10 protein-coding genes are annotated in these 12087 nt (G+C 64.0%); all 10 read right to left on the bottom strand.

The genetic code is table 11. The features are described from left to right. The coding region (locus V7702_RS07105; protein WP_335649443.1) for a glycosyltransferase at positions 1 to 922 on the bottom strand (922 nt) is incomplete at its 3' end. A gap of 14 nt (positions 923 to 936) precedes the next feature. Continuing rightward, complete coding sequence (locus tag V7702_RS07100) at positions 937 to 2394, bottom strand: lipopolysaccharide biosynthesis protein (protein WP_335649442.1); 1458 nt, start codon at positions 2392 to 2394, stop codon at positions 937 to 939. Positions 2395 to 2421: 27 nt separating this feature from the next. Further along, positions 2422 to 3165, bottom strand: coding sequence for a 3'(2'),5'-bisphosphate nucleotidase CysQ (locus V7702_RS07095; RefSeq protein WP_335649441.1), 744 nt, complete (start codon positions 3163 to 3165; stop codon positions 2422 to 2424). An 84-nt stretch (positions 3166 to 3249) separates the two neighbouring features. Next, on the bottom strand, positions 3250 to 3897 hold the full coding sequence (locus V7702_RS07090; RefSeq protein ID WP_335649440.1) for a sugar transferase: 648 nt from the start codon (positions 3895 to 3897) through the stop codon (positions 3250 to 3252). Between the two features lie 219 nt (positions 3898 to 4116). Beyond that, positions 4117 to 5112, bottom strand: coding sequence for a UDP-glucose 4-epimerase GalE (gene galE, locus V7702_RS07085; protein WP_335649439.1), 996 nt, complete (start codon positions 5110 to 5112; stop codon positions 4117 to 4119). A 494-nt stretch (positions 5113 to 5606) separates the two neighbouring features. After that, on the bottom strand, positions 5607 to 7862 hold the full coding sequence (locus tag V7702_RS07080) for a GumC family protein (protein WP_335649438.1): 2256 nt from the start codon (positions 7860 to 7862) through the stop codon (positions 5607 to 5609). A gap of 117 nt (positions 7863 to 7979) precedes the next feature. Next, complete coding sequence (locus V7702_RS07075; RefSeq protein WP_335649437.1) at positions 7980 to 9290, bottom strand: outer membrane beta-barrel protein; 1311 nt, start codon at positions 9288 to 9290, stop codon at positions 7980 to 7982. Positions 9291 to 9392: 102 nt separating this feature from the next. Next, a complete protein-coding gene (locus tag V7702_RS07070) occupies positions 9393 to 9887 on the bottom strand; it encodes a hypothetical protein (RefSeq protein ID WP_335649436.1) in 495 nt (164 codons plus the stop codon). 83 nt (positions 9888 to 9970) lie between these two features. Further along, entirely contained in the window at positions 9971 to 10603 is a 633-nt protein-coding gene (locus tag V7702_RS07065; RefSeq protein WP_335649435.1) for a hypothetical protein, read from the bottom strand. Continuing rightward, positions 10600 to 11961 (bottom strand): O-antigen ligase family protein, encoded by a 1362-nt coding sequence (locus tag V7702_RS07060; protein WP_335649434.1) that lies wholly within the window; start codon positions 11959 to 11961, stop codon positions 10600 to 10602. The genes V7702_RS07065 and V7702_RS07060 overlap by 4 nt, the downstream gene beginning before the upstream one ends. Between the last annotated feature and the right edge of the window lie 126 nt (positions 11962 to 12087).

The following is a 12087-nucleotide window of genomic DNA, read 5'->3' as shown; positions in this document are numbered from 1 at the left end:
CGCTGAGACCTGGCTCGACGGAATCGAGGGCGCCGCCGGAGCCGAAGGCGATCACAGGACGCCCAGCCGCCATGGCCTCCACCGGAACAATCCCGAAGTCTTCCTCTCCCGGGAAGATGAGCGCCCGGCACTCCTGCAGGGTCTGCCTCAACTCTTCGGTGCTCGTGCGCCCACGGAACTCGATGTTGGCAGGAGCGCCCGCCTCAAGCTTCTTTCGCTCCTCCCCATCGCCGATAATCACTAGTCGACGGCCGAGCTTGCGGAAGGCCTCTACAGCAATATCCGGTCGCTTATATTGAGTAATTTCGCCGACCCAGAGGTAGTAGTCGCCTGTCGATGGGCTGGAGGTGAAATTCTCAACATCTACCGGAGGCGGGATGACGTCGGCATCGCGACGATAGTACTTATCAATCCTGGCTGCCACATGACGAGAGTTTGCTATAAACTTATCTACTCGTGCGGATGACGTTGTGTCCCATATCCTGAGGTAGTGGGTAAGCAGCGGCATGGTGAACCGAGCGATGCGCCCAGCTGAGTTTCTATAGATGTGATAGTGGTCCCAGATGTAGCGCATCGGCGAGTGGCAGTAGCAGATGTGCTTGGCATTCGGCGGTGGAACAACACCTTTGGCCGGTCCAGACTCACTTGAGATAATTAGGTCATAGCCGTTGAGATCAAGCTGCTCGAGGGCGAGGGGCATCAAGGGCAGATAGGTTTTGTAGCGACGGGCGGCGCGGGGCAGGCGGGATATGAATGTCGTGCGTACGTCCATCGCGGCGATTGTCGATGACACCGCGTTGCGATCGTACACGTGAGTGTAAATGTGGGCATCTGGGAAGAGCTCGCACAAGGCTTCCAGCACCTTCTCGCCGCCGCGCATGCCGACAAGCCAGTAGTGGATGATTGCGACCTTGAGTGCCATCTGGGTCCGTGCTGCTAGAGGTACTTGCGTAGCCGAGCCGGAGCCGCGGCCTTGAGCGGCTCATATGCGTCAGGCGCGGCCCATCGGATTCCGAAACGCACGGCTAAAGCGTAGACCGACGCGCCAAGGACGACAGCTCCAGCGATGATCCCCCACGCTGCGATACCGTCCGCATCAACAAGAAGCAGCAAGCGGGCGGAGAGGTAGCAGGCTAGCGCAGCGGCTCCATAGGCCAGTATGGCGCGCATTTGAGCCCCCCACGAGGCGCCGAGAATGCGAGACGCAGTGAGCAATCCTGCAGGCGTGGTCACAACGCTACGGGCGGCAAAGCCAAAGGCAGCGCCGAATATGCCGAAAAAGGCTCCGACCGTTGTGGCTAGAAGACCAGCCACGACGCTACCGATAGAAAGCCGCGAAGACATCGCTGGTTGCCCACGCGCGATAAGAGCCGGCGTAAGCACCTGAAGCGGAACAGCAGCAAACACAGCAAAGCAGAGAATACCCGACAGATCAGCGGCTATCTGCCAGTCGTCCCCCATAAGCTTGGGGAGGATTGCAGGCGCCACGGCTGCTGCGCCCAGGAACGCGGGGAACGCGAAAGCGCACACGGCCGCTAAGGCTCGCACATAGTGTCGGCCGAAGTCGGCTTCGAGTCTGGAAAAGGCAGGAAGTAGGACGCGCACAATAGGCGCCGCCACCGTCTGAGTAAGAAATTGATTCACCTGTGAACCAACGCGAAAATAGGCGGTCGCCTGCGGGCCAAGGATAAGACCAACGACAAGCTGCGCAAATCGAAGGTTTCCGTTCGTAAAGGTGAACGACACCATCAGAGGCCAAGCAAATCTTATCTGGCTACGCGCTTCGGTGAAACTGAACCGAAGACCTGGAAGCCAACGCGCAAGCGCAAGCGTGACCATCGTAAGCGCTGCGGCCTCAACGATATTGTAGAATATGAGGGCCCATGCTCCTGCACCAGAGAGTGCAAGTCCGATCCCGATCACGGCGGCTAGGAGGGAGGCACAAAGCTGGGCGATCGTGAGAGTTCTGTGCCGAAACTCCCGCTCCAGCCGGGCCTCCTGGATTGCCGACAGGCCAGCGATCAAGGGAAGTAGCGACGAAACGGCGATGAGAGGCCCAAGCGAGGGCTGCCCATAGGCCAAGACCACCAGCGGCGTGGCTACAAGAAGCCCCAAGCTAAGGACCCCTGCAAGGCAGAGATTTAGCCAGAATGCGGTGTCGAGCGCCTCTGCGCTCAGTTCGGCCCGTTGGATAACGATGTCTCGCAGGCCTCGCTGAAGCGCCGCGCGCAGTATCATCGCCAAAGCAGCAGCTATGGAGGCCAACCCGAAGGCTGCGGGGGAGACAAGAGCGGCAATCGTGAAAAAGGCTGCTGTATTTGCCGCTTGGCGCCCGCCTGCGCGCAAGAAGAGCCAGCCAGCGCTACGGACGGCCGACGCCCGTAGTTTACTCATCGCAGATAAGGACAGCTATATTGCACCCTAGGCTACCGCCGCCATCAGCCGGTCCTTCAGCTCGGGCCGGCAGACGACGAGGTCGGGCATGTAGACGTCCTTCTGGTTGTAGACCATCGGCGCGCCGTCGAGGCGGGAGACGTGGAAGCCGGCGGCCAGCGCCACGGCGACCGGGGCGGCGGAGTCCCACTCATACTGGCCGCCGGCATGGACATAGGCGTGGGCCTCGCCGCGGACGACGGCCATGGTCTTGGCGCCGGCCGAGCCCATGCCGACCAGTTCGCCGCCGAGCACCTCGGCCGCCCGGCTGGCGACCTCCGGCGGGCGCGATCGGCTGACGAGGATCTTCAGGCCGTCCGGCGCGTCAGGCATCTGCGGCGGCGTGCTGGTGTCGAGGACCAGATTCAGGGCGGGGAGGGCGACGGCGCCCACCACGGGCTCCCCATCGACGCAGAGGGCCACATGGATGGCCCAGTCGTCCCGCCCCTCGGAATACTCCCGGGTGCCGTCGAGAGGGTCGATGATCCAGACCCGCGAGCGCTCAAGGCGGGCGACATCGTCGGTGGCTTCTTCCGACAGGACCGCATCATGCGGGCGAAGGCTTTGCAGGGAGTGGCTGAGAAACTGCTGGCCGACCGCGTCGCCCAGGGCGCCGAGGGGCTTGCCGGTGATGCTGGTGAGATCGCGCGCCTTCAGGAGAAGAGCCCCGGCCTGCCGGGCCAGATCGGACGCCAGCCGGGCGTCATCGACGAGATTGAATGCTTGAGACATATCGCACCAGGCCCCCGCCCCGGCATTTTTACTTTTACTAGCCGCAGGCATGGCGCGCGGAAGACGATCGAAAGCGCGTGCGGCTCAGTAGGAGCCGCTGCGCAGGAGCACGGCCGGCACGGTGGCCGCCATGATCTGCACATAGCGCCGTACGCCGACCGTGCGCGCATAGAGCACATCCAGCGCGACGCGGCGACGATAGGAGACATCATTGCGGCCATTCACCTGCCAGAGACCGGTGACGCCGGGCCGAACGGCGCAATAGTGAGCGAACCAGCGACCATATCGGGGAATTTCCGCCGTCACGATCGGCCGCGGCCCCACCAGGCTCATCTCGCCCTTCAGGACGTTGAACAGTTGTGGCAACTCATCCAGGCTCGACTTGCGCAAGAAGGCGCCCAGGGCGGTGATCCGAGGGTCCTTCCGCAGCTTGTGATCGAGCTCCCATTCCCGGCGGGCCTCAGGATCGCGAGCCAGCAGGGCGTTGAGCCGGACTTCAGCGTCGGTGACCATGGTGCGGAACTTGAGGCATTTGAACGCCTCGCCGCCCTGGCCGATGCGAGACTGGCGGAACAGCGCCGGACCACCATCCTGCAGCTTGATAAGGCCGGCGATCACCAGCATCAGCGGGGCGATGAATAGAAGCACGGCCAGCGCGATGACGATGTCGAGAAGCCGACACATATCGAGGCTGAGCTTGTGGCCGCCCTTTACAGCGGGATCCGAGTACAACGCGCCCCCTTGCAAGCCAGTCAGGCCTGTACTCTCGAGGGTGATGTTCTTCGTGCCTGAAAAATACACGCTGCAGCCCCTTACGGTTGTCGCAGTCTTTACCCTCTGACCCTAGGCCGATCTAGTCATTTCGTCGCAGGGTTGAGTTGTCTTATGAATGGTGTTGTCCCTCGGCGCCACCTGTTAAGGCGCCCAAAGTGTGCGCTGCGGCAAGAACCATCATGTCTGTGCCTGTTGCAGGGCCGGAAGGCCTTGCGTGTGCCATTTCCATGCGCTTTCAAGGATTTCCGGAAGACCGAAGCTGGGGCTCCAGCCGAGAATCTCGCGAGCCTTGCGATTGTCGGCCACCAGAGCCGGCGCGTCGCCTTCCCGCCTTGGGGCGTCGGCCACCTCGAAGGGGCGGCCCGAAACCCGGGCCACGGCGTCGACCACCTCCTGCACGGTCGATCCCGTGCCGGTGCCGAGGTTGAAGACCTCGGTGCCCCCGCCCGCCAGCAGATACTTCAGCGCAAGCACATGAGCCTCGGCCAGGTCGAGAACGTGGATGTAGTCGCGTACGGCGGTGCCGTCCCGGGTCGGATAGTCCCGCCCCATGACCTTGAAGCCGGCGTTTGAACCCTGGGCGGCAGCGATGGCGAGGGGAATGGCGTGAGTTTCCGGGCTGTGCCATTCGCCGATGCGGCCGTCGAAATCGGCGCCGGCGGCGTTGAAATAGCGCAAGGCCACGGATCGGAAGCCCGAGTATCGATCAAAGTCGCGCAACATCTGCTCGACCATCAGCTTGGTGCGCCCATAGGGATTGAGGGGCGTCTGCGGATGGCTCTCGTCCATCGGCATCTGCTCGGGCTCGCCATAGGTGGCGCAGGTGGAGGAGAAAACCATGGCTTCGACGCCAGCCCGCCGCGCGGCATTGATGAGGCACAGCGCGCCGGCGACATTGTTCTCGTAGAACCGGTCTGGATGACGGACAGACTCGCCCACTTCGATCAGGGCGGCGAAATGGAGGACGGCGGCGGGGCTGTGGGCGGCGAAAACGGCGTCCAACCTTGCGGCGTCATTGATGTCGCCGATCTCCAACGGGCCCCATTGGGCGAACTCGGCATGGCCATTGCTCAGATTGTCATAGACGACCGGCAGGAAGCCCGCCTCGGACAGCCGAAGGCAGGTGTGGGCGCCCACATAGCCGGCGCCGCCGGTGACCAGAACCTTCTGCATTCTATCCCCTTGGTGAACTCGCCCTGCAATCATAGGGCGATCCTGCTGTCGTCTTCGTTACGTCGGTAAGACCCAATTAAGACAGTTGAGGGCCGTGGCGAACTTCGCTCCAAGAGCAGGCGCAAGACCTGGATGGAGACAGTTTGTTAGGCGCCCCTTGCTACAAGGATCCGGTCACTCGGAGGATCACGACGTGGGCGCCAAACCTAAGCCTGAGACCGCAGAAGCGGTTGCGACACCTTTCATCTCTTCGCCAGAGCCTGCGCCCCGGTCTGCAAGACTGGCCTCGGCCGAAGATCTTGGAGGCGAAAGCCCGGCCAGACGGCTTCAAGACCAGCTGCGCGAATCCCTGTCACCCAGTGCGCCGACCCAATGGTCGGCGCGAAAGACGGTCGCCTTCGTGGCCTTGACGTGCGGATCCTTCTGGATCGCGGCGGCTCTGCTGTTTCAGCTCAGCCTGAGAGCCCTGGATTAGACTTCCAGAGGGCTAGCCCTCAACTCACATAGTACTTCTTGTATTCGGCGTAGTAGTAGCCGGGGTCGCCATAGCCGTACTTCGACTGCTGCTTCATATCGACCTGGGTCAGGGCCACACCGCCCAGATGGGCGCCGGTGCCCGACAGCAGGCGGAAGGCGGCCTCGATGGCGTGCTGGGGCGTTTTACGCCAGTGCGCCAGGAAGACGACGGCATCGGCCTTGGGGGCCAGCACGCGCGTGTCGGCCACGGGCAAGACCGGGGCCGTATCCAGGATCACCAAGTCATAGGACTGCCGCAGCTGCTCGAGCAGGCGGTCCATGGCCGCCGACCCAAAAACGTCTCTGGGCGTAAGGCTGGACTTGGCCAGGGGGAGCAGCCGCACGCCTGTGACGCTGTCGATCGTCATCACCTCTTCAAGGGTGGCCTCGCCGGCCAGAACCTCGATGAGGCCGCGCTGCGGTTCGGCGCCGAACATCCGGTTCACCGACCGCCGGCGCAGGTCGCAGTCGACCAGGATCACGCGGCTGCCCTGTTGAGCGGCGGAACGGGCCAGACAGACCGACGTGGTCGTCTTCCCTTCGCCGGGAAGCGCCGAGGTGATCGCAACAACCTTCACGGTTTCGCCAAGGCGTGAATACATCACCGAGGCGCGCAGGTTCCGGAACGCCTCAGCGAAGCTTGAAAGAGGTTTTTCCACGACATAGTCGATGGGCGCGCCGACGCGGCCTTCGGCGACGGAGGACAGGAGAGGAATCGCGCCCAGATAGGAGACGTCCAGCCGCTGTTCGACGTCCTCGGCCGTGGCGAGACCCGCGTCGAGCATCTCGGCCAGGACCACTGCGCCCACGCCGCAGCCGAGCGCGAGGACTAGGCCGAGCGCCAGGTTGAGCGGCACCTTCGGCGAGCTCTGACCCGTCGGGATGGTGGCTTGTGAGACCACGCGGGCGTCAGATTGTTCGATGCCCTGCTGCGAACTCGTCTCCTTGTAGCGGTTCAGATAGCTCTCATAGAGGGTGCGTGAGGCTTCTGCGGTCCGCTCCAGCTCATTGAGGCGCACCAGGGCCTGATTGTTGCCAGCCAGTGTGCCGCGAGCGTTCGACAGGCTGCCGCCTATGGCGGCCGCACGCTGGCGAGACACCTGAACCTGGGCCTCCAGGTTGGAGATGATCCGCTGAATCTCTGCCTGAATCTGCGCGTCGATATCGGTCAGCTGCCGATTGGCCGTCAGCATCTCCGGGTGGCGGGCGCCGTAACGGCCCTGCAGATCGGCGACCCGCGAGCTTACGGTCGCGCGCTGCTGGCGCAGCTGTTGGATGACAGGCGAGCTCAAAGCTTCGCCCAGGTCGTCTCCGGTTGAGCCGCGGGCCAGCTGACTACGGGCTGTGGACAGGCGGGCCTCATCTTCGGCCACCTGAGCGCGGGCCTCGGCCAGGCTCTGGTTGTAGTTGGAGATTTCGGTCTCGGTCAGGTTCGTGCCGGCGGCGCTCAGCAGGTTGTTGTTGATCCGGTATTGCTGGACGGCCGCCTCTGCGGCGAGCACCTGGTCGCGAAGACCTTCGAGGCGCGAGTTCAGCCAATTGGTCGCCTGCTGCGTCGCATCGAATTTCGCTTCAAGTTGCTCCAGAAGGTAGAGCTCGGCGAACTTGTTGGCGATCGTCGCAGCCTTGGGCGCGCTCTCCGCCTCGAAACTTACATTGATCACATAGGTCAGGCCCGAGCGGCGGACTGACAGGCCCCTCAGTACGCTGTCGACGACGCGTTCCTGGGCCTTTTGCTCGGCGATGGCTTCATCCTGCGCCTCCTGCGGCGTCACGGAGGCGATCATCGATGTGACGGCGTTCTTCGCGGAGGAGACGAGACCGGGCGATCGGAGAGCCGGATTGAATTCGGGGTCCTTGTCCAATTGGAGCGCGTTTACGACGCGCTCGGCCAGGCGGCGAGACTTCAGGATCTCGACCTCAGTATCCACGACGCTGGAATCGGCGGGGAGGCCGGAAAGAACCGCCTCAACGTTGACGACTTGCTCCGCCCGGGTGTCGAGCATGACATTGGCCGTCGCAGTGTACATGGGGGTCGCCGTCATGGTGACCAGGACGACGGCGAGGAAGACGAGCGCCGCTACGGCGCCCATGAGGCGGGCCCGCCGCCGGAACATGTTCGCCAGACGCCGCAGATCGAACTGGTCAGCCAAGCCGCCGCTGCGCCGACCGCCAGGGCCGTCACCAGTGTCATCGGAACTGGAGTCTGCGTTGGACTGCGTAAAAGCGTTCATCGAAGTCGATGTCCCGAAACTGGCTTCCCCCTACTGGGGCGTGCAAAGCCAGGGCCATGTTGAGGCCGAACTAAGCCGGGAAAGTGACGGCCAGGCCCATGGACCTGGCCGTCCCGATCAGAACTGCAAGGTGAGCGTCGCGCCCAACTTGTTGACCTTGAAGTCGTTTCCGCCGTTGGCGCCGCCCGAAGTCTGGTCGAAGTAGCTGTAGGCCACCGTCACCCCGGCGTAGCGGTTCAGAAGGTAGGTGCCGCCGACCCCAATATTCAGACGATCGTCATCACGATCTACGCCCTCGTACTCATCCTGGCCGTAGGAGACCTGGCCGGTAAGGATGACGTTTCTCATCAGCTCATGGTCGACCTGGGCGCCAAGATTGGTCGACAGATAGCCAGACGAGCCAGGAATGCCGCTGTCTTCCACCGTGCGCGAGCCGGTCAGGGACACGGTCGTCAGCTGGGTGGGGAACCATTCGACCTGGGCCCGGGCCCCAAGACCCTCAAGCTCGTCGAAGCTGGGATCGTCGTATTCCTGCGTGATGTATCCCACGCCGACTTCGCCGCGCATCAGGGCGCCAAGCTCGAAATTGGCGCCGACCAAGGCCTGGGTGCCTTCGGAGTCGCGGGCAAGCGCGACAGCCGGGGGGCTCAGATCATACTCGCGCCAGTTGCGGCTGAGCTCGACGAAGAGCGCCGTGGCTGGGCTGACCGCATAGTCGGCCCGCGCGACAACGGCATGGATCGTGCGATCTCGGTCGTCCTGCTCGATGACCGCGCCTGCGGCGGTGCGCCCGTCCTCATAGTCATATTCGCGCAGGTCATAGCGGCCCGAAACGCGGAGACGGTTGAACTCGTGAGAGGCTCCGACATTGGCGGAGGCCAGATCATATTGGATCGGCGCGGCCGATGCCTGGGGCGTGCTCGACGACGTCCGAGGCTCGGTCAGGCGCGCCCAATCGGTGCTGGCGGTGATCTGGGTGCTGCGGGTGACGTCCAAGCGGCCTGACGCCCCGACGCTGTAGTCGTCGGTGTCTTCCGAACCGTTGTCCTGGTAGCGGTTGAGCGTGGCGCGGGCGTAGCCCTGCAGCGAGTGTCTGGACCAGCCGGAGATGAGAGAGACCTCTGGCTGAACGCGCCAGATCAAGTCATCGGTCTCGTTGGTCGAGGCGCCATAGATGTTGTCATTGTGCTCGGCTGTGACCGAGACCTTCGGGAAGGCCGTGAAGGTCCCGACCGGCAGGCCGAGGGCTTCATAGCCCTCGTGCGGCCGCTGGCGAACACTGACATTCCGGTCCCTGGCGAAGTTGCTTTCGGCCCCGGAGGTTTGGCTTAGGGCGCCGCGCGCCGTCTGCGCCTCGGCAGCCGGCGTGAAGCCGGCGGCGACAGCGATCGCCGCGCTCGCCGCAAGTACGCGCTTGTCCGCAGTCACGATCCGACACCTCAAATTAACGCCGCACCGAAGGGTGCGGGGAATGGATAGAAGGAAATGTAGAAACAAGGCGGGGCGCTGCGCCCCGCCCTGCTCATCAACTTACGGGTAGGTGACGCCGCCGCCGCCGCCGCCGCCGCCGGCCGCGGGAGGCGCACCGACCGGGGCCGTGCCGCCGGGACCGCCGGTGGCGCCCGGCGCTGCGCCCGGACCCGCCGCAGCGAGTTGGACCGCCTGGGCCACCGAGGCGAATGCCGCGCTGACGGCCGGCGAAGCGATGCCGGCTTGGGCCAGGGCGGCCTGCGCCCGGGTGAGCGCCACGGCGGCCACTTCAGGGCTGACGCCGCTGGCTTCGATGGCCGCTTCGGTCGCCGCCTCGACAGCGGCTTCCTGCACTTCCGAGGACTCGCCCGCGGTGGCTGCGAGAGCTTGCTGCACCGCAACCGCGATGGAGTCAGCCAGAGCTGCAGCTTGGGCTTCCTGGGTCGCAGAGAGCTGGGCTGCGGCCGTGGTCGCAGTGAAGGCGACCGCGCCGAGGGCGGCGGTCGACACAAGGGCGCGCGCAATGGCGCTGATGCCGATCAACTTGAGGCTCATGGCGCCTCTCCTTAGAGGAACGTGGGGGGCAGGAGCGCCCTTGTGACTTAAGGCCACAGGCGTACCCATTTCTCAAGCAATTTCTAGCGACGGTTTAGTAACTGTCGCCTAGTTTGAGCATTTTCGTGTCCCGATTGCATCAGCTCTGCCCTCTGTGCACGCATCTGGGATCTTTCTTCGCGCATTCCGGCGCGCCACATCGCGGCAGGCAGGCGACCAATCGGATTTTCCACCGCGGCAAGGCTGCTCATCATGGCGTAATACCGCGAAGTGCTGGCGAAAGCGAAAGTTTCAGACTTCACAGCTGTCCGAAGTGAAGGCGTCAGGGCGCCCCAATGCTCCAGGGCGAAGCGCACCCGCCAGATGGCGACATACTGATCGAAGGGCAGGAGTTGGTAGGATTGCTCCAGTGCCAGCAGGCCTTCTGCCCCCAGTTCGCCATCAATTGCGTCAATATAGGCAAGTCTCAACCAGGCCGACGGATCATACGGCGCCTGGGTCAGGGCCTTCCGGGTCGCCCTTGTGGCGGTTTCGATGTCTGGGGGCGTCAGGCGGAGCGCCTGAGTCGCTCGGCGGTTCTCAGCGGCCGAGAGGGTGAATGGCGCACCAGAGTCCGTCGGGGCGATCAGGGCGAAATATGTCGCTCCTGTTGCGACGAGGGTGAACAGACCGGCCAGCGCCATGAGCGTAGACTTGATCATTGTTGCCGTCGTCATCGCCGCGTCCCCTGCGAGAGGGCGAACTGCAACCCGAGAAGATAACTCCAGAATAGCGCCATGGACGGCGTCTGGAGAGCGAAGTCCGAAAAGCCATGGACCAGAAAGACGATGTTCGAGGCCATGAGCGCGAAGAGGATGTGGGTCATCCGCGAGCGGCCGAGCCCGCGAACCGCCGTAATCGCCAGGACAGCAGTGATCGCGCCAAACATGGGAAGCGCGCCGATGAGGCCCGCTTCCTCCAGCCACTGGATGTAGACGTTGTGGGTGGCCCGGATGCGCCACAGGCTCTCGGTCGAACTCGCGTCGAGCAGGGTGCGGTGAACGATGTCGAATGTGCCCAGCCCGTATCCCATCCAGGGGGAGGCGAGGAAGGCCTGCCAGTGAAGGGCGAAAAGTTCCCCTCGCGAGACGGCGCTCTCCTCGACGCCTTCGAAACGGGCGACGAGCCGCTCTCCGAACAGGAAAAGGAGAACAGCGGCCGCAAGCAGGCCCGCCAACACGCCAAAGGTCGCCCGGCTCCAGGCGATCTTGCCGGAGAAGAGCATCAATAGAATGAGGCCTCCAAGGGCGGCCCCGGTGGCGAGGGCGGCGCCCCGAGACGCAGTCATCAGAAGGCAGGCCACGAGAATCAGAAGCGCGGCCCAGTGCGCTGTCGCCACCTGGACGGCGCGGCTGAGCCGTACGCCGCGAAGCCGTCGCATGAGCGGCCCCAAGGTCACAATCACCATGGCGGCGAAAAACGTGCCGGCGGTGTTTGGGTTGAAAAAGCTGGCCTCCAGGCGACCCTTTTGACTCTGATAGAGGCCGCCGGTGACGAAGCCGAAAAAGGCCCAAAGTCCTAGGGCGGCGGCCAGCAGGATGAGAAGATTGACGGCGGTCTTGGCCCGCTCGTCAGAGGCGCCGGTGGCCGCGCCCACCAGGAAGAGGCAGCCAAGTCCCATGAGCTTGACCAATTCGAGCAGAGTGGCTGACCGGTCGATTGTGGCCGCGCCCGGCGAAAGGCCCACATAGGACCAGACCGGATGAGCGCCGCCCGGTGCAAAAGGCGTCATGGACAGTACGCCGACGGCCAAGACCAGCAGGAACAGGACTGCCGGAGCCAGCAAACCGCGGACGCGCAGTAGATCCTTGCGAAGCCTAGGCGTGGCCAGCGCTCCGAGCAGCAACAGCGCCGCCGCCGCCGTGGCGATCAGAGCTGGCTCGGCGAGCAGCGCGCCATAGGCGAGATGGGCGGAGAAAAGGAGGAAGGCCGTCGCTCCCGCCAGGCCAAAGCCCTCGGGCGGCGGCCACAGGCGAAGGCTGGCGGGCCTTTCCTCAGTAGCCGCCGATCGGCGTCTTCCTCGTCCTGCGCTCACGACGCGTCCTGGTGTGGCCTGGTGGCTGGCGGCTTCATCCGGTGACCGAACTGAAAACCGCCGCCTCAAGCGAGTTGATCGGCCTCCCGCCCACTCAGATCTGACGATCCGAGAGGGCAGAATCTT

This window comes from Phenylobacterium sp. (assembly GCF_036963605.1).
Lineage (GTDB): Bacteria > Pseudomonadota > Alphaproteobacteria > Caulobacterales > Caulobacteraceae > Phenylobacterium.
This window is presented reverse-complemented; position numbering and strand designations above follow the sequence as displayed.